Here is an 18,914-nt window from a genome sequence, read left to right as displayed (position 1 = left end):
ATGTTCTAAATTCATAATCAACATACACAATTTTAACAGACTTAAAGATAAAAATCAAGCTAAAATACAATATTTAATAAAAAAATATTCATTTTTCAAGACACATCTTTACGTTGACAGCTTTTTAAAGTAAAATGTAAAGTGAATACATATGGAATCTTATAAAAGAGGAGGAATTTATTTGGGAAATAGACAGAATAATACTAGAAATTTTAGCATAATTGCACATATAGATCACGGTAAGTCTACCCTTGCAGATAGGCTGATACAGAAGACCGGCCTAGTCTCAGAAAGAGACATGAAGGCCCAGCTACTTGACAATATGGACCTTGAAAGAGAGAGGGGTATCACTATCAAATTACAGAATGTACGCCTACAATACAAGGCTAATGATGGGGAGATATACCACCTCAACCTAATCGACACACCAGGTCATGTAGACTTTAACTATGAGGTATCGAGGTCTCTAGCTGCCTGTGAGGGAGCCCTACTTGTAGTAGATGCTGCCCAGGGTGTTGAGGCCCAGACCCTAGCCAATGTTTACCTGGCTCTTGAACAGGACCTAGAGATACTACCAGTTATAAACAAGATTGACCTACCAAGTGCCAGGCCGGATTATGTAAAGGATGAGATAGAGGACCTAATAGGCCTAGACTGTAGCGAGGCCCCACTAATATCAGCAAAGAACGATATCAATACAGAGGACGTGCTAGAAGCTATAGTAAAACACGTGCCAGCCCCTGTTGGTGATGACCAGGCTCCACTAAAGGCCCTGATATTCGATTCATACTATGATGCCTACAAGGGTGTTGTGGCCTATGTTAGAGTCTTCGATGGTTGTGTCAAGAAGGGTATGACCATAGAGATGATGAACAGCAAGAAGAAGTTCGAGGTTACAGAGGTAGGCGTAATGGCTCCGAATGCCACTGAGCTACCAGACCTATCTGCGGGTGATGTTGGCTATATAGCCGCCAGTATCAAGGACATCAGGTCATGTAGAGTGGGTGATACTATTACTGATGCAGACAATAGGACTGACCAACCTCTACCAGGCTATAAGAAGGCTACACCTATGGTCTACTGCGGTATATATCCAGGTGAGGGTGAAAAGTACGAAAATGTAAGGGATGCCCTAGAAAAGCTTCAGATTAACGATGCTGCCCTAGAGTTTGAGGCTGAATCATCAGCTGCCCTAGGATTTGGATTTAGGTGTGGTTTCCTAGGACTACTTCATATGGAGATCATCCAGGAAAGATTAGAAAGGGAGTTTGACCTAAATATTATTACTACTGCACCATCAGTTATATATAGGGTGACAAAGTTAGATGATGAGGTCTTGATGATACAAAATCCTGCCAACCTTCCAGAACCTACTGAGATAAGGATGATAGAAGAACCTATAGTAAACAGTGATATTATAGTACCTAAGGATTATGTAGGTGTGGTAATGGAACTGTGCCAGGAGAGAAGAGGTTCTATGAAGGACATGGAGTATATAGATGATACCAGAGTCATGCTTCACTATGAGCTACCACTAAACGAAGTAATATATGACTTCTTTGATGCCCTAAAGTCTAGGACTAGGGGATATGGTTCTATAGATTATGAAATGAAGGGATACACTCCTTCTAACCTTGTAAAGATGGATATACTAATTAATAAGGAACAGGTTGATGCTCTGAGCTTTATAATACATGAGTCTAGGGCCTATGTAAGGGGGAAGGCTATGTGTGAAAAGCTTAAAGAAGAGATACCTAGACACCAGTTCCCAGTGCCAATCCAGGCTGCTGTCGGCAACAAGATTATAGCCAGAGAAACTGTTGCTGCCTACAGGAAGGACGTTTTGGCCAAGTGTTATGGTGGAGATATATCAAGAAAGAGAAAGCTTCTTGAAAAGCAGAAGGAAGGTAAGAAGAGGATGAGACAGATAGGTAATGTTGAAGTTCCTCAGAAGGCCTTTATGTCTGTATTGAAGTTGGATGACTAGCGAGATGAAAGGCATAATACAAATTCCAACCGCTGCCAGACAGGTCTTAGAAATGATAAAGGTAGCTGGTTTTGAAGCCTTTGTAGTCGGTGGATGTGTGAGAGATTCGGTCATGGGGAAAAAACCCCATGACTGGGATATCACTACAAATGCCCTGCCTGATGATATAGTAAGGATATTTCCAAAGACAATACCAACAGGTATCCAGCATGGTACGGTAACAGTATTAATGGATGGAGAGGCCTTTGAGGTGACTACCTATAGGTTGGATGGCGACTACCAGGATATGAGGAGGCCTACATCTGTATCCTATAGTCAAAGCCTAGAGGACGACCTAGCTAGGAGAGACTTTACCATCAATGCCATGGCCTATAATGATGATGTGGGTTTGGTTGATAGGTTTGGAGGTCTAGAAGATATTGATAATAGACTTATCAGGTGTGTTGGTGAGCCTGACAAGAGGTTCAATGAAGATGCTTTGAGGATGCTCAGGGCCCTTAGGTTTTCGGCTAGGTTGGACTTTGACATTGAAGGGGAGACCATGGAATCTATATATAGGAATTCCATAAATATTGAAAAGGTTTCCTTAGAGAGAATAAATACAGAATTTGAGGGTATAATTAAAGCTAATACTAATAAACTGGCAATCATAAATGACCTAGATATCAGATCTTATTTGTTGGGTGACTTTTATTTTGACGAGGGTGACCTGGCTAGGGCTATGGTCTTAGATGACATTTTTTCCTGTGATGAATATTTCAGGGCTGCAAGAAGGGCTCTTGTCTTTAGGAAGTACGAGGGAGACTTGAAGGCCTTGTTGAGATTTTTTAAATATTCAAAGAAGGATATGGAAAAAACATTCTTTATATGGAGGGCCATAAGGGATGATATGTATGGGAATTTATTAAATGAAAATACTAGTGATGATGATTTGAGGTTGACTATAAAGTATATTTTGAGGGATGCTAGGGATAATATTTTGGCTAAGTACGCAATTTATGCAAAAATTATTGAAAAATGTGCAAATATCGGCTTAATTTTCAATCTATTTAATGATATAATAGAGACAGGAGAGTGTTTTTCTATTTCTCACTTACAAATAAGTGGCAGGGATATCATTGATGGAGGTCTAGCTAAGGGAAAAAAAGTCGGCATACTACTAGAAGCCTTATTAGACTGGGTGATATCTCAACCTCAACTTAATGAGAAGGAAAGGCTATTAGATTTAGCCAGAAAAATACAAAAACAATAATATTTGGAGGTTTGACATGGATTATAAGTCATTAATAATGAATGGAAGATCAGTAAGACATTTTAAGGAAACACCAGTAGACACTAAGGCACTATTAGAATTAGAATCTTACATCAAGGATTGTAAGAAGCTAGATTCTTCAATAGTAATTGAACCTAAGTTCTTTGCTGGAGACGATACTTACAAGCGTCTATATGGTATAGCAGGTTACCAGGGTGTAATGATAGAGGCACCAAACTACCTAGTATTGATATCAGAAGACAAGCCACAGCACCTAGAAAATGCTGGTTATGTAGGTGAAAGAGCCATATTAAAGGCTAGAGATCTTGGCATAGATAGTTGTTGGGTATCATACTCTGACAGAGATATGGTAAAGAAGACTCTTGGACTAGAAACAGACAAGGAAGTTGTAGCCCTAATAGCTCTAGGATATGCAGAAAAGGATGTCAAGATTGAAAACACTGCTAAGACTGGTGACAACTACTCTAAGGCTAACATGTCAGTATCTGACACAGGTTCTGAAAGAATCGGTCTTGAAGAAATGGTTTATATAGACAAGTGGGGAAATGCTGCTACTCCAGAAGTACTAGAAGAAAGAGCTCTACTTGATGCCTTCTCATATGCTAGAATGGCTCCATCAGCTCTTAACAAGCAGCCATGGAGATTTATCGTTGATGGTGGCAAGGTTGTACTAGCTATAGATAGCGAAGACTACAGAGGAAGCTACCTAAATAAGATAGATGCAGGTATAGTAATGCTATACTTCGGTGTAATACTAGACGTTACTATGTTCGATTCTAAGTGGGGATTTGACAACTTAGACAAGGATTATGGTATACCAGCTAACTACACAGTAGTAGGATACTGTAATATATAATATTGGTTGAATTTGACTGATTAATGAATGTATATGGCTAAATTGTGGTAACCTGCAGTTTAGCCATTTTTAATTTGAAGTGGAGAGTTTATGAAAAGTATAGGTTTGTACATACATATACCTTTTTGCGTGAAAAAATGCGGTTACTGCGACTTTACGTCCTATAGGGGCAATGAATACCAAATTGACGAGTATCTAGATTATTTGGAAAAGGAATTGAATCTGTATAGTGAGGGAAACCTTATAGAGGGAGTCCAGACTATTTTTATTGGTGGGGGAACGCCCAGCATATTGTCGCCTATTCAGCTAGAAAGGTTATTTTCAATAGTTAGGGCCAAGCTTGATATGTCAGGTGTCGTGGAGTATACTATGGAATCTAATCCAGGTAGTTTGACTAGGGAAAAATTGGAAGTGATGAAAGCGGGTGGACTAAATAGGTTGAGCATAGGTCTGCAGGCCAGCCAGGACCACTTGTTGAAGTTTTTGGAGAGGGTCCACTCCTATGATGAGTTTTTGGAGTCCTACGCCTTGGCCAGGAATATTGGATTTGAAAATATAAATATAGACCTAATGTTTGCATATCAGGGCCAGACTCTTGATGACTGGAAACAAACCCTAAGTAGGGTGGTTGAGCTTGAACCAGACCATATATCAGCCTATTCACTGATTATTGAAGAGGGTACCAAGTTCTATTCTATGTACCAGACTGGGAAATTGACTGACTATGACGAAGATGCCTATGTACAAATGTATAGGTATACCATAGACTATCTGGCAGGCAAGGGCTACAAGCAATACGAAATATCAAATTTTGCCAAAGAGGATAGGGAGTGTAGACATAACCTACTCTATTGGGATGACAGGGAGTACTATGGCTTAGGCCTTGGTTCATCAGGCTACCTAAATGGAACTAGGTATAGCAACCACAATGACTTTGAATCCTACTATAGGAACTTAGATGCAGGAAAAAAACCAAGACTATTTGTGGAAACTACAAGTGAAAAGGACAGGTTAAATGAATACCTGATACTGGGTCTTAGGAAGATAGGAGGTATATCTCAGTCTGAATACTTGACTAGGCTCAAGAGGATAAGTGAGGATAAGTATCTGGAAAATGTGGATATAATAAAAGCCTATATAGCTAGTGGTCATATACTGGTGGATGGTGACCATATAAGATTGAGCCAGACAGGACTAGAAATATCTGACACAATAAGTCTGGACCTACTACTCGACTAGGATTTTTTATGATATAATGGTATAAAATCGATTATGAGTCACTTTGATGTGACATTGGATAGAGCTGGAAGTCTTAGAGTTTAGAGTAAGAACCAGTTGTTTAAGATGTGAGTTTATTGTTTTTCTTATTATATTTCTAGGTAGGAGTGTGGATATGAATAGAGTTAGTGTCAAGATAGACGGAGTGGATTATCAAATAGCCGGTGAAAAGAATGAGGCAGAAATAGTAAAGGTTGCCAAGTATATAGATGGCGAATTAAAGGATATCAGCAAGGTTGCTCCTTCCCTTAGCAAGACTAGTGCAGCTATACTTACTTCTGTGAATATAGCGGACAAATTATTTGACAGGGAGAGCGAAATAGAAGACCTTAAAAAGGAAATCTATCAGATGAAGGAGAAGGACATAAATAGGAGCGAAGAGGTCGAAAAGGAATTTGATAATGTCCTATTGAAGTTAGAGGAGGCAGATGCCCAGGTTGCTGACCTTAAGGCGAAAATTTCTAAGCTTGAGGCAGACCTAGCCTCTAAGGATGAAACTATAAAGAGTCTTCAGGCCAATGGTGGACAAGTAAGTGGAGATGTGGATAAGAAGGTCAAGTCTCTTGAAATGAAGGTCAAGGAAATGGAAAATAAGGTGGCCGTTGCTGAAAATATGGCAGCAGAATTCCAGAACAAGGCCTACAATCTCCAGTTGAACTATGAAGAATTAAAAAATAAAACTAACAAGTAAATGGTCTTGCACACACTTATTCGCTGAAATAGGGTGTGTATTGATTAGAAAAATCATATGTAAGCATAATAAGAGACTACTAGGCCATAAGGCTGGTAGTCTTTTTTGAATCACCGGTCCAGAAAAATAATAGGGCTTAGGGTAAGATGGAATAAACTGGGTATGTGAAAATATCAGGAAAGATATGATATATAAATAGGTATGGAGGTAGTATGAATAAAAATTTAGAACTTTTGGCGCCAGTTGGTAGTATGGAGGCCCTGAGGGCAGCTGTTCAAAATGGCGCTAATGCAGTATATTTGGGCGGTAAGGTCTTTAGTGCTAGGGCCAGTGCCAATAATTTTGATTATGATGAGTTGAAGGAGGCAGTTGAGTATTGCCATATCAGGGACTGTAGGGTCTTTGTAACGGTAAATACACTTATAAAGCAATCTGAAATTGATGACTTTATGGACTATATAGGCTACCTCTATTCTATAAGCGTGGATGCCTTGATACTTCAGGATATTGGTATGGCCTACAGGATTAGGCAGGCTCTACCGGATTTCGAACTTCATGCCAGTACCCAGATGGCTGCACATTCTCTAGAAGACGTGAGATATTTGGAATCAGTGGGCTTTAAGAGGGTGGTACTAGCAAGAGAATTAAATGTAGATGAGATAAGGAAGATTACTGATCAATGTCAGGCAGATATAGAGATATTTGTCCATGGTGCCCTATGCGTATCATATTCAGGCCAATGCTATATGAGTTCTGTTTTGGGGACTAGGTCTGGAAATAGGGGTAGGTGTGCCCAACCATGTAGGCAGAAGTACAGGCTATACAATAGTGACCAGGATGCCTATGAAGATACTGATGGTGACTACCTATTGAGCCCTAGGGACCTAAATACTATAGAAGAAATTGGCAAGATTATAGATAGCAATGTTCTATCTCTCAAGATAGAGGGAAGGATGAAGAGGCCTGAGTATGTAGCAACAGTGGTGAGTTCATACAGGGATGCTATCCTCAACTACATAGAAAATGGGAAGTCTGGCATATCAGACCAAAATTTAGAAGACCTATACGTAATATTTAACAGGAAGTTCACTAGGGGTTACCTATTGGGTCAAGTAGGTGGCGATATAATGAACTCTTCTAAACCTAACAACAGGGGTCTCTACATTGGTAAGGTAGAGTCCTATAACAGAAAGTCAAAGAGGTTGAAGCTGAAATTAGAGGCTAGTCTTAAAAAGGGAGATGGTCTGAATATAGGTGGAGGTACAATCGGAAGAATCTTGCTAGGCAAGGAAATCAGGACAATTGGACATCCTGGCCAGACTGTGGAAATTGATTATATAGGTGATATAAGACCGGGAACTCATGTATTTAAGACTAGTGACGGTCAGCTCTTGGATAGGATGAAAAAGACCTATGAGCCAGGTCAAGAATACGTCAAAAGACCCCTTTATATGGAGTTGGACTTGAAGATAGGCGAGCTGCCTAGTTTGAAGATCTGGGATGATAGGGGGAATGTTGCAGCTCTGAAGGGGGATGTTCAGGTTGAAGAGGCTATCAAAGTTCCTATGAGTAGGGACAAGGCCATCAAGCAATTGTCAAAGCTGGGCAATACACCGTACTACCTAGAGGATATAAGTTGTAGCATAGATGACAAGGCCAGTCTACCTATCAGTGGATTAAATACGCTGAGGAGGATGGCTATTGAGGAAATATCCAAGACAAGGGTAATGATAGAGGGGAGAAATTATGCATCGGTGAAGTTTGATGAGGATAGGTTAGTAAGTCCTTGTCTAGCTGTACAGGATGAAGAATATGCTTCAGAAACTAAGGCAGGTGGATATACCATCATTGATAGGGGGCATAGGTTTAATATTAGCTGTGCCAACCTTGACCAGTTGTCAGCAAGCTTGGACTATCCAGTAGCTGACATATACTACAGGGATATTGTGACCTTGAGTCAGGCCATAGATATGGCAAGAGGGGCTGGTAAGGACATCTACTACTATATGCCTAGGATAGTGAGGACGGGTGAAAATAGGATATATAGGTCCCTGTCTTCAATAGACCAAGAAAAAATAGACTACTTGAAGGGTTTTAGGGTATCCAACTACGGTCAAATAGGATGGGTCAAGGATAATTATCCAGACAAGAAGCTACTTGTAGCTCCATGGCTCAATGTAGTAAATGACCTATCCCTAGACTACTATAGGTCCATAGGGGCTAGTAGGGTATGTATGTCACAGGAAGTATCCCTGAATCAGCTAAGAGCTATGGAAAAATTATTTGGCCAGGCATATGAGACCGAATATGTAGTATATGGCAATAATGAGATGATGATTAGCGAGTACTGTCCTATGGGCGTCTTGACCAAGGATTGTAAGAAGAATAAGAGGGATGCCCTTTGTAACAAGAGTATCTACTATCTAGAATCTAGCCAAGGTAAGAGGTACAGGCTAGCACAGAGTCCAGAGTGTAGGACTACTATATATTCTGACGAGCTAGTAAACCTAATAGACGACCTAGATAGCCTGTCTGACTTGGGAATAGATAACTTTGATATAGTATTTAATTTTGAAAGGGCAGATGAAGTAGGACATGTTTTGAAGGCCTATACAAGTGGACAGGCAGGTATATTTAATAGGCTAAAGAATAGGTCATATAATACTGGCCACCTTTATAAGGAGATAGACTAGTTATTTTGTAGTCTTGATAATATGAGATAAAAGTAGATGTAGATTTAATTCGGATATGAATTTAATAGGTAGAAAAATCGTAGAAAAGAATAGAATGCGATTATAGATAAGGATAGAATGCGATTATAGATAAGGATAGAATGCGATTGTAGACAAGGATAGAATAGGTGCAAAAGGAAGTGATTTTATGGCTATTTATATTGGTGACAAGACTAGTACAGCCAAGATAGATAGGATGTGCATGGAAAAATACGGTATTAGTGAACTAATATTGATGGAGAATGCTGCGACCAGTGCGTTTAACAGGATTCTTAAAATTGAAGACGACCTCTACAGGGCTGCCAAGGAAAGAGTAGCTGGTATGGACTTGGAAAAGTTTGATAGGTCTATTTTCTCGGGCCTTCCCTTTAATAGGATTGGTATCCTATGTGGGAGTGGCAACAACGGTGGAGATGGTTTTGTCTTGGCTAGGAAATTTCAGGCTCTAGGCAGGGAGGTTGATATACTTTTTGTCGGTAATCCTAATAAGTTGACTCCATCGGCCTTAACTAATTACGAGATTGCCCAAAAGATGGGTATCAAGATTTACTACTACAAGGATATAGCTGACCTAGACACAGAAATAGAGGTACTTATGTCTAGGATGAAGGGCTATGACCTTTTGATTGATGCAGTTTTCGGCGTAGGGATAAATAGGCCAGTTGCATCTAGCTATAGACCCCTGTTTGAGGCTATAAATTCCTATAGGGTCAAAAACAGGACCAGGTTAATTGCCATAGATACCCCTTCTGGACTAGATCCAGATCTTGGTCTCCCAACCTATAATAAGGATGACGAGGGTATAGCCATCAGGTCTGACTATACCATTAGCTTTGACTATTTCAAGAAGGGCTTTCTCAACTATGATTCCGAAGAATATACTGGTAGGGTTTATGTAGAGGGACTGGGTGTAGGTTTGAATATTCTAGAAGAAGTTGACTTGAAGGACAGATTTATACTTAGAGAAGATGTAGAAATGGATAGGTCTGAGTCCTTTGCTCACAAGGGTGACTTTGGCAGGGTCTGCATATTTGCTGGTTCTAAGGGCTTTTACGGGGCTGCTAGGTTGGCCACAGAAGCAGCAGTCAAGGCTGGCTCAGGCCTGGTTACCTTGGTAACTCAGCCAGATGTACAAGAAGTCCTATCTCATAATCTGATAGAGGCTATGACATCTAACTATGGGGATGAGGTCAGGGTTGAAACTATAGTAAAATCAGCTGATGCTATTGCTATAGGCCCTGGTATGGGAGCCAATCAGACTACAATAGACAAGCTATCCTACATATCAGCTAATACGAGTGTTCCAATAGTTGTAGATGCAGATGCTATAAATATATTTAGCCAGGCTGACCTGAATATAAGCTCGAGATATGTCTTGACGCCACATATGGGTGAGTTTTCTAGGTTGATTGGAGTGGACAGCAAAATTATAAAGAAGGATAGGCTCTACTATGCTAAAAAATACGCAAGAGAAAATAAGCTCATTTTAGTATTAAAGGGCAAGAATACAATTGTAACAGATGGATATAGAGCACTTGTAAATACTACCGGCAACCAAGGTATGGCTAGAGGTGGTATGGGAGATTGCCTAACAGGAATTATAGCCAGTCTTTGTGCTAAGTACCAACCATTTCATGCTGCCTGCATGGGTGTATATATTCACGGTCTATGCGGTGATGAGATATACAAAAAAATGTCAACTGTAAACCCTAGTGATTTAATAAAAATAATACCAAATGTGATGAAAATGATGTATAATTAAAGATATATAAATGTAGTTTTAACTACGACCATATAATACGAGGAGGGATTGGCTTGTTTGGATTAAGTATGAAGATTATCTGGATAATAGTAGCAGTTGCCTTTGCCATAGGAGAGGCGGCTACATTAGCCCTTACCATGGTCTGGTTCTCCTTGGGTGCCCTATGTGCCCTAGCAGTATCTTACTTTGTGGATAGCGTTTTTATACAGATATTGGTTTTTGCTATAGTGTCAGGTCTATTACTACTTCTAGCAACTAAGAAGTTGATTAAGATGGACAGGAGCAAGGAAGAAAATGCTTGGACAAGCATAGATACCAACATTATGGCAGTGGTGGGTAAGCAGGGCATCGTTTTAAATGAAATAAGCCCATATAAGCCAGGTTTAGTCAAGGTCAAGGGTGAAGACTGGACAGCTATATCAAAGACAGGTGAGACCATTGAAGAAGGATGCGAGGTAGAAGTGGTTGCCGTCGAAGGTGTTAAATTGGTAGTAAGAAAAAATAGCTTTTTTAAAAATAGGAGGTAACTTGTATGATAGGAAGGATTCTCACGATTTTATTGGTACTTATAATTCTATTTATAGCAATTAGATGTATCAGAATCGTTAAGCAAGCAAAGATGGGTATAATTATGAGGTTGGGCAAGTTCCATAAGGAAGCGAAGACGGGTATACATTTCTTGATTCCTTTTGTTGACTCAATGACCTACATGATAGACTTGAGGGAGATGGTAGTAGATTTCCCACCACAGCCTGTTATCACTAAGGATAATGTAACTATGCAGATAGACACAGTAGTATACTACAAGGTGACAGACCCCAAGTCATATGTGTTTGAAATAGCCAACCCTATTTCAGCAATAGAAAACCTTACAGCAACTACTCTAAGAAATATAATAGGTGACCTTGATCTTGATGAAACTCTAACATCAAGAGACCTAATCAATGCCAAGATGAGGACTATCTTGGACGAAGCCACAGATATTTGGGGTATAAAGGTCAACAGGGTTGAATTGAAGAATATCATGCCGCCTAGAGATATCCAGGCTGCCATGGAAAAGCAGATGCGTGCAGAGAGAGAAAGAAGAGAGGCAATCTTACAGGCAGAAGGTGAAAAGCAGTCTAAGATCCTTATAGCAGAAGGTGAAAAGCAGTCTGCAATTCTAAAGGCGGAAGCTAAGAAAGAAGCCATGATTAGGGAAGCAGAAGGTGAAAAACAGTCTAAGATCCTAGAGGCAGAAGGCGAGGCTTCAGCAATCAGAAAGACATATGAGGCCAGGGCAGAAGGTGAAGCTACAGTTATCAGACAGACTCAGGAAGCCAATGCAGCAGGTTTAAGGATGGTGTTTAGTGCTATGAAGGAATCTGATGTAGATGACAATATACTAGCGCTTAAGTCAATGGAAGCCTTGGTTAAGCTTGGTGAAAGTGAATCTTCTAAGCTTGTCCTTCCTTCAGATGCAGTCAATTTCCTAGGTACATTTAAGGGTATCAAAGAAGTTTTGACAGATGATAATAGGAAGTAAAAATATACTTTTGTTGATAGAAGACATATTGAGGTATATTTTCCTATAGATATTTTATATAAAAAGACAAATAAGAAATATATTTTGTATTAATCCCTGGACTTTGTCTGGGGATTAATAATTGGAGGTTAGAATATGGGTCTAGTAGATAGGATGGAGAGTCAGAAAAGAGAGATGGTCTATAAGGAGCTCTTGGGTAAAAAATACAGCAGTTTAAATGATTTTGACTTAGTGTATACACCTATGGAAGAAATCACCCTGATCAGCGTCAAGAGACTTTTATTTGAAGGTAAGATAGGTCAGGCAGAGGATCTACTATTTTCAAGTATAGAAAAAAACAAATCTAAAAATTCGATTTTTATAGCTGGAGAGTTTTATACCTTATTAATGGAGATGTCTGACAAGGAATTGGAAGAAAAGAATTTTTCCAGGGGAGAGATAATAGCGGGTATCAAGGATATAGGTCGGATATTGAAGGAAGAAATACATATTTTACAGAAGGAACTATAGCAAATATTAAAAATGAGCAAAATAAATATTATTTTTTTGCCCCTAGAACTTGCATTTTATTCCTTATAAATGTATAATAAGTACTTAAGTTATTTTTTGAAAAAAGCACACAGTCGAGACTGCATGCAATTAGAATTTGTGATGGAACTCTATTTTAGTATAAATATCTCGGTCTGTCAAGTGTTTTTATAAAAATTATAAAAAGATAGGAGTGGCTATATAAATGAAGATAGGCTTTGACCATGAGAAGTACTTAGAAGAACAATCTAAGTATATATTAGAAAGAGTAAACAACTATGACAAACTCTATATAGAGTTTGGTGGTAAGTTGATAGGTGACCTACACGCAAAGAGGGTTTTACCTGGGTTTGACGAAAACGCAAAGATAAAAGTTTTAAGTCATATAAAAGAAAAAGTAGAGGTAGTAATCTGTGTCTATGCAGGAGATATAGAGAGAAACAAGGTAAGGGGAGATCTTGGTATCACTTATGATATGGAAGTTATGAGGTTGATTGATGACCTAAGAGGTTATGATCTGGATGTAAATTCAGTAGTAATCACAAGGTATGAGAACCAACCTGCAGCAACAATATTTATCAACAAGCTAGAAAGAAGGGGTATAAAGGTATACAGGCATGCTCCTACTAGTGGATATCCAACAGATGTTGATATGATTGTTAGTGATCAAGGGTTTGGTATTAACCCCTATATAGAAACTACAAAACCTATAGTTGTAATGACGGCACCAGGTCCTAATAGTGGTAAATTGGGTACATGTTTAAGCCAGTTGTACCACGAAAATAAGATGGGTATAACAGCAGGTTATTCTAAATATGAAACTTTTCCAGTATGGAACCTGCCACTAAAGCATCCTGTAAATATAGCATATGAGGCGGCTACAGTTGATCTAAAAGATGTAAATATGATAGATTCTTTCCACCTAGAAAAATATGGAGAAACAACTATAAACTACAACAGAGACTTGGAATTATTCCCTGTCTTGAAGAAAATAATAGAGAAGATAACTGGAAGAGAGAGTATGTTCCAGTCGCCTACTGACATGGGTGTAAATAGGGTTGGTTTTGGTATAGTAGATGATGAAGTAGTGAGAGAGGCTGCTATACAAGAAATTATAAGAAGATATTTCAAGACCCTATGCGATTACAAAAAGGGTAGTCTAGACAAGGAAGCAGTATCCAGGATGAAGATGATCATGGAAGAGCTTGGCCTTAAGGGTGAAGACAGGAAGGTTGTAAATGTTGCTAGACAGTACAGCAAGGACCATTGTAAGTGCGAAGATTGCCAGTCAGTGGCCCTAGAGTTGGTCGATGGAAGAATTATAACGGGTAAGTTTTCAAAGACTATGACTGGATCAGCGGCAGCAATATTAAATGCTATCAAGGCTATAGCTGACATACAGGATCATATTCACCTAATATCACCACTTGTCCTAGAACCTATTTTGAACCTAAAGAAAAATGTTCTTAAAAGTAGGAACACTGCCCTAGATGCTGAAGAGGTCTTGTTGGCCTTGAGTATTAGTGCAGTGACCAATACACTTGCCCAGTTTGCCATGAGCAAGCTATCTGACTTGAAGGGAGCCCAGGCACATTCTACAGTTATTTTGAATAAGGATGATGAGCAAGTGTTTGGAAAGTTAGGTATAGATGTTACATGCGATGATAAATATCAGTCTACTAACTTATATGAAGGATAAAAAATATCCAAAAAATGATTTTTTTAAAAATAGTCAATATTTTAACTAATAAATTTATGTATGCGAGGAACCACGCTATTTGCTAGGTTCCTTTTTGCATGAATAAATTTAAAAAAAATTTTTTTAAAAAAAGTAGAAAAAAATATAATTTATCGTAAAATCTTGTTAATTCTATGCTATAATATTAGATATGGATACTACGCGACGAAAGGATGTTATTAATAATGGAAAACAATTTAACAATGCAAGAACTACTAGATATGCAGGAGCAGGAGCTTAGCAAGATCAATGTAGATGATGAAATTACGGGAAAGGTAGTAAAGATCAACCATGATAGCTTGATTTTGAGTCTTGAAGTTGGTTTTGACGGATTAGTACCTGTCAGTGAACTAAATCTTGATAGAGGTCAGGACATAGAAGATGCTTATAAGATAGATGATGAAGTTACTGGTATTATCACAAATATCAGTCCTAAGGATGCAACAATTAAAATATCTGTTCTCAAGTTAGAACAGAGAAGTGATCTTAAGGAACTAATAGATGCTTTAAATGAACACAAGGTAATCAACGTACATGCTTATAAGGCATTAGACAGAGGTCTATATGTTCAGTACAAGTCATATACAATGTTCATGCCGATATCTCAGATAGACACTAAATTTGTAAAGGATACTAGTGAGTATGTTGGTCAGGACCTTGATGCTTACGTTAAAGAGGTAAACCCTAGAAAGAACAGGATAATAGTTTCTCATAGGGAAGTTGCTCAGGAGATCTTAGATGCTGAGAGAAAAGAAAGAAGAGCTAGAATAAAGGCTGAGAGAGAAGCTGAAAGAGCGAAGATAAAGGCAGAAAGAGAGGCCCTGTTCGCTTCATTAGTTGAAGGCGAAAAGAGAAAGGGTAAGGTTACAAACATAATGCCTTATGGTGCTTTCATAGATTTAGGTGGGGTAGAAGGTCTAGCACATATCAACAATCTATCTTGGACAAGAGTTGAATCAGTTGAGTCTGTATTAAATGTTGGTGATGAAGTTGACGTATTTGTTCAGAGCGTTGACCCAGAAACAAAGAGAATAGCATTAGCCCTTAAGGATCCAGATAAAGACCCATGGAAGCTTATAGCTGATGAAGTATCAGTTGGAACAGTTGTAGAAGCGCAAGTGTTAAGAATCATTGAAAAGGGTGCTTTCTTACAGGTTAAGGAAGGTGTTGAAGCTTACCTACCAATAGGTGAATTGAGTGAAGGTAGAGTTAACAGAGTAGAGGACGTAGTAAACGTTGGAGATACTGTTAAGGCTGCCATAATCAAGTTCAATGCCGAAAACAAGAGAATGATGCTTTCAATAAGAGAATTAACTAGAGAACCAGAAGAGGATTTATCTCAGTATATGTCAGTTGGTGACGATACAATAGGTAATATCGGAGACGTATTAAAAGAAAAGCATGAAACACCTGAAGCTGAATAATTTTAATATAAACTTAAGTTAGTAAAGAGGGTTGCAAGTGCAACCCTCTTTTGTAAGTTATAAGTGCTTATGTTAATATACAAGTAAAAAGTCTCTTTTATATATAGGTTAGGTTGACAGTTTTTAATTAGTTTAGGAGAATCTTGTGGTACGATTAGAAAAAATAAATGTGAATATCAACTGTTTTATGGTGGCTGCCATTCTTTTAATATTTTTCCTTATGATAGCCCTTAACGCCTATACACCTATAACAGTTGATGATATGGTCAGTATGTTTTCAAAGAATATGACTAAAATTGAAAGCATTTCGGATATCATAGCCAATGAAAAGTATAAATATATATATGTAAATCCTCATCAAGTGGGGAACTTTATAGCGGGAGTTTTATTGTTGCTGGATGAAAACATAGCTAATTTAATAAATTCTATGGTTTTTTGTATCTTTATATACTTGGTGTATAACTATAGTATGATTGACAAGGACAGGTTTGGTAGTCAAAAAGTAATAGATAGTGCTATTACAAGCTTAATATTTTTGGTAATATGGGTTTCTATGCCCAAATTTGGAAATACTTTTTTGAGTGTATCTAGTTTTGCCAAATATGTTTGGACAAGCATTATATGCTTGATAGTTTTGATTGAGGCCAGAAAAATAGCCTTAAAAGATAAAGAAGTAAAAGACAAAGTTGGTGACTCCTTGGGCATTAGTAAGATGTTGGTATTGATTTTGGGATCATTTTTCGCAGGATGGTCTCAGGAAAATTTGGCAATATCAGTGATTAGTATTATGATTTTTTATTTGGTCAAGGCCTTTTTAAGTAAAAAAGAGGATCTTGTCATACTGATTTTATCCTTGATCAGTATGCTTACAGGATTTTTAATAATGATGTCATCTCCATCTAGGAAGATAGTTACTCAAGATAGTTTGATTGTAGAGAGGGATTTATATGATGGTTTATCAAGGGTGTCTGTATTTGACAATGAATTTGTAAATTATATACTTGTTTTTATGCTAGTTGCTATTGTGCTGTTGGTGATATCAAGACTAGTTTATGTAGAAAAAAATTGGGAGGCGGAGATTTACCTACTTGCAGGTATCTTGTCCTTCTTTTCTATGTCGCTGCTTTCATCTACTGAAAAGAACCCATCATTTGCTCCTATTTTATTTTTTATTATATCTTCTTTGATTAGCTTTTCCGTTATAAGAAAAAGATATTTAAAATTCACTATGCTACTCACAGGTTTAGTTTTGCTTGCTTATGTGGTTCTGTTTTCCATGAGTTTGCCTGATGCTCTTCTGGCTAATAAAAACTACTTATCCAAGTATAGCGCAAGGGAGATTATTATAATAGATAATAGGACGAATGGATATTTGGAAAATATTCAAGTGCCAAAAATAAAGGCAAACAATCCCTATATGGCAGCCTATAGAAGTTTAGATTGTAGCAAGGACCCAAAATTCTGGGTCAACCAATATATTTCTAAGTATTATAATGTAGGGAGCGTTTTAGTAAGATAGTTCATATATAGATTGGAAAGTATATATAGACGAAATATTGAAATACTAGCAAGAGGTGGTAGAATGGCTAAGAAAAATGTCAAGACAAATGTAATGAGAATTTTAGATATAGAAAAAATAAATCACAAGGAGCTATCTTATCCTGTCAGCAAGGACCACGTGGATGGGGTGAGTGCTGCTCTCGGCTTGGGTAAGGACCCCAAGTCTGTATACAAGACCTTGGTAACGCAGGCAGCTTCAAAGGCCTACTATGTATTTGTTATACCTGTAGCTGAGAATCTGAATTTAAAGAAGGCTGCTAGGGCATGTGGTGAAAAAAATATTGAAATGATCCATGTGAAGGATATAAATAAGGTGACCGGTTATATCAGGGGAGGATGTTCACCTATTGGTATGAAGAAGGCTTATCCAACCTTTGTAGATCAGTCGGCCCAAAATATGGAGGCTATTACAGTTAGTGCAGGAAAAGTAGGCTACCAAGTTGAATTGAGTCCACAGGATTTGATAGATTTGATAGGTGGTCAGTATGCAGACCTCCTAGCCTAGGAGGTATTAATAAGAAAATTAATGAGGTGTAAAATTGATAGAAATAGGTAAGATAAATAAATTAAAGGTCCTGAGAAAAAAGGACTACGGATATTTTTTAGATGGACAAACTATGGGTATAAATGATGATATACTACTGCCTAACCAGAATATAAGACATAAGAATAGTATAAATTTAAATCAGGAAGTAGAAGTATTTATATACAAGGATTCACAGAATAGACTAGTGGCTACACAAAAAAGTCCTAAGGCCTTGGCAGGCCAGGTTGCTATTTTAGAAGTTCGCGACAATTCGGAAATTGGCAGCTTTATAGATATAGGACTGGAAAGAGACGTATTGGTGCCTTTTAGGGAGAGAAAGTACAAGATATTTGAAGAAGAAAAATATCCCTTCTATATATATGTTGACAAGTCAGGTAGGCTGGCTGCTACAACAGATGTAGGTCCATATCTGAATATGGAGTCACCTTTAAAGAAGGGTGATACCTGTGAGGGTTATGTATTTGGCTTTCAAAGTAACGGTACAGCCCTTGTCTGCATAGAACCGAATTACTATGGCCTAATAGTTAAGGATGAATATTATACTAGTCTAAGAGAGGGAGATCACTTAAATGGGCTAAGAGTTATAAAGAAGTATGAAGATGGAAAACTAGGTCTATCAACTAGGGCTGAAAAAGGTCAGGAGTTGGACAGGCTAGCAAAGAATATTGTCAGCTATATGGAGGGTAACGACGGATATATGAGGTTTAACGACAAGTCGGATCCCGAAGAAATAAGGCTGGTATTTTCTACAAGCAAAAAGAATTTCAAGAGAAGTTTGGGAAGGCTCATGAAGGCTGGACTTATCAGGCAGGATAATGAAGGTACTTGGTTGCTATAGAGAGTCTACGTAAAAAAGTCTGTAAAATTGTTAGGTCCTTCTATGGTAAAATTTTTTAGTTTGACATTATATCTTTGAGATAAGATACTGAATACCAATACAATACCTTGAAAAAATAATGATTTTGTGATATAACTAGTATAAGCTTGACAATAGGCAAACTATTTAAAAATAA

15 protein-coding genes are annotated in these 18,914 nt (G+C 38.1%); all 15 read left to right on the top strand.

Translation table 11 applies throughout. From position 1 onward, the window contains the following. Positions 1–181: 181 nt before the first annotated feature. The 15 genes from lepA (at position 182) to HMPREF1639_RS07770 (ending at position 18,739) form a co-directional block, all read left to right on the top strand. Entirely contained in the window at positions 182–1,987 is a 1,806-nt protein-coding gene (lepA, locus tag HMPREF1639_RS07840; RefSeq protein ID WP_036765260.1) for a translation elongation factor 4, read from the top strand. Between the two features lie 4 nt (positions 1,988–1,991). Beyond that, entirely contained in the window at positions 1,992–3,239 is a 1,248-nt protein-coding gene (locus tag HMPREF1639_RS07835; protein ID WP_052045477.1) for a CCA tRNA nucleotidyltransferase, read from the top strand. A 16-nt stretch (positions 3,240–3,255) separates the two neighbouring features. Continuing rightward, entirely contained in the window at positions 3,256–4,116 is an 861-nt protein-coding gene (locus HMPREF1639_RS07830) for a nitroreductase family protein (RefSeq protein ID WP_036765251.1), read from the top strand. A gap of 90 nt (positions 4,117–4,206) precedes the next feature. Then, a complete protein-coding gene (gene hemW / locus HMPREF1639_RS07825; RefSeq protein WP_036765249.1) occupies positions 4,207–5,355 on the top strand; it encodes a radical SAM family heme chaperone HemW in 1,149 nt (382 codons plus the stop codon). Positions 5,356–5,509: 154 nt separating this feature from the next. Next, a complete protein-coding gene (zapA, locus tag HMPREF1639_RS07820) occupies positions 5,510–6,085 on the top strand; it encodes a cell division protein ZapA (RefSeq protein ID WP_036765239.1) in 576 nt (191 codons plus the stop codon). Positions 6,086–6,297: 212 nt separating this feature from the next. After that, a complete protein-coding gene (locus tag HMPREF1639_RS07815; protein WP_036765236.1) occupies positions 6,298–8,778 on the top strand; it encodes a U32 family peptidase in 2,481 nt (826 codons plus the stop codon). Between the two features lie 187 nt (positions 8,779–8,965). Further along, positions 8,966–10,579 carry a bifunctional ADP-dependent NAD(P)H-hydrate dehydratase/NAD(P)H-hydrate epimerase gene (locus HMPREF1639_RS07810; RefSeq protein WP_052045476.1) on the top strand — a complete coding sequence of 538 codons (1,614 nt, stop codon included), beginning with the start codon at positions 8,966–8,968 and terminating at the stop codon, positions 10,577–10,579. 53 nt (positions 10,580–10,632) lie between these two features. Beyond that, the gene (locus HMPREF1639_RS07805) at positions 10,633–11,106 is read left to right on the top strand and encodes an NfeD family protein (protein WP_036765233.1); all 474 of its coding nucleotides are present in this window, start codon (positions 10,633–10,635) and stop codon (positions 11,104–11,106) included. 5 nt (positions 11,107–11,111) lie between these two features. After that, positions 11,112–12,104, top strand: a complete 993-nt coding sequence (locus HMPREF1639_RS07800; protein WP_036765227.1) for an SPFH domain-containing protein — start codon at positions 11,112–11,114, stop codon at positions 12,102–12,104. Between the two features lie 135 nt (positions 12,105–12,239). Beyond that, positions 12,240–12,614, top strand: coding sequence for a DUF6483 family protein (locus tag HMPREF1639_RS07795; protein WP_036765225.1), 375 nt, complete (start codon positions 12,240–12,242; stop codon positions 12,612–12,614). A 223-nt stretch (positions 12,615–12,837) separates the two neighbouring features. Further along, positions 12,838–14,331, top strand: a complete 1,494-nt coding sequence (locus tag HMPREF1639_RS07790; protein WP_036765222.1) for a DUF1846 domain-containing protein — start codon at positions 12,838–12,840, stop codon at positions 14,329–14,331. A gap of 224 nt (positions 14,332–14,555) precedes the next feature. Next, positions 14,556–15,794, top strand: coding sequence for a 30S ribosomal protein S1 (locus tag HMPREF1639_RS07785; protein ID WP_036765220.1), 1,239 nt, complete (start codon positions 14,556–14,558; stop codon positions 15,792–15,794). A gap of 145 nt (positions 15,795–15,939) precedes the next feature. Next, entirely contained in the window at positions 15,940–17,313 is a 1,374-nt protein-coding gene (locus HMPREF1639_RS07780; protein ID WP_036765216.1) for a DUF6056 family protein, read from the top strand. A gap of 63 nt (positions 17,314–17,376) precedes the next feature. Next, on the top strand, positions 17,377–17,859 hold the full coding sequence (gene ybaK / locus HMPREF1639_RS07775; protein WP_036765214.1) for a Cys-tRNA(Pro) deacylase: 483 nt from the start codon (positions 17,377–17,379) through the stop codon (positions 17,857–17,859). Between the two features lie 34 nt (positions 17,860–17,893). Further along, the gene (locus tag HMPREF1639_RS07770; protein ID WP_036765211.1) at positions 17,894–18,739 is read left to right on the top strand and encodes a CvfB family protein; all 846 of its coding nucleotides are present in this window, start codon (positions 17,894–17,896) and stop codon (positions 18,737–18,739) included. Positions 18,740–18,914 lie beyond the last annotated feature (175 nt).

It is taken from the genome of Peptostreptococcus sp. MV1, from assembly GCF_000758885.1.
Lineage (GTDB): Bacteria > Bacillota > Clostridia > Peptostreptococcales > Peptostreptococcaceae > Peptostreptococcus.
Note: the sequence above shows the minus strand (reverse complement) of the source record. Positions and strands in the feature narration are given on the sequence as shown.

Excerpts from the sequence above, each read along its gene's own strand:
- HMPREF1639_RS07835 (WP_052045477.1), top strand. The coding sequence starts at position 1,992 with ATGAAAGGCATAATACAAATTCCAACCGCTGCCAGACAGGTCTTAGAA.
- HMPREF1639_RS07830 (WP_036765251.1), top strand. The coding sequence starts at position 3,256 with ATGGATTATAAGTCATTAATAATGAATGGAAGATCAGTAAGACATTTT.
- hemW (WP_036765249.1), top strand. The coding sequence starts at position 4,207 with ATGAAAAGTATAGGTTTGTACATACATATACCTTTTTGCGTGAAAAAA.
- zapA (WP_036765239.1), top strand. The coding sequence starts at position 5,510 with ATGAATAGAGTTAGTGTCAAGATAGACGGAGTGGATTATCAAATAGCC.
- HMPREF1639_RS07815 (WP_036765236.1), top strand. The coding sequence starts at position 6,298 with ATGAATAAAAATTTAGAACTTTTGGCGCCAGTTGGTAGTATGGAGGCC.
- HMPREF1639_RS07810 (WP_052045476.1), top strand. The coding sequence starts at position 8,966 with ATGGCTATTTATATTGGTGACAAGACTAGTACAGCCAAGATAGATAGG.
- HMPREF1639_RS07800 (WP_036765227.1), top strand. The coding sequence starts at position 11,112 with ATGATAGGAAGGATTCTCACGATTTTATTGGTACTTATAATTCTATTT.
- HMPREF1639_RS07795 (WP_036765225.1), top strand. The coding sequence starts at position 12,240 with ATGGGTCTAGTAGATAGGATGGAGAGTCAGAAAAGAGAGATGGTCTAT.
- HMPREF1639_RS07790 (WP_036765222.1), top strand. The coding sequence starts at position 12,838 with ATGAAGATAGGCTTTGACCATGAGAAGTACTTAGAAGAACAATCTAAG.
- HMPREF1639_RS07785 (WP_036765220.1), top strand. The coding sequence starts at position 14,556 with ATGGAAAACAATTTAACAATGCAAGAACTACTAGATATGCAGGAGCAG.
- ybaK (WP_036765214.1), top strand. The coding sequence starts at position 17,377 with ATGGCTAAGAAAAATGTCAAGACAAATGTAATGAGAATTTTAGATATA.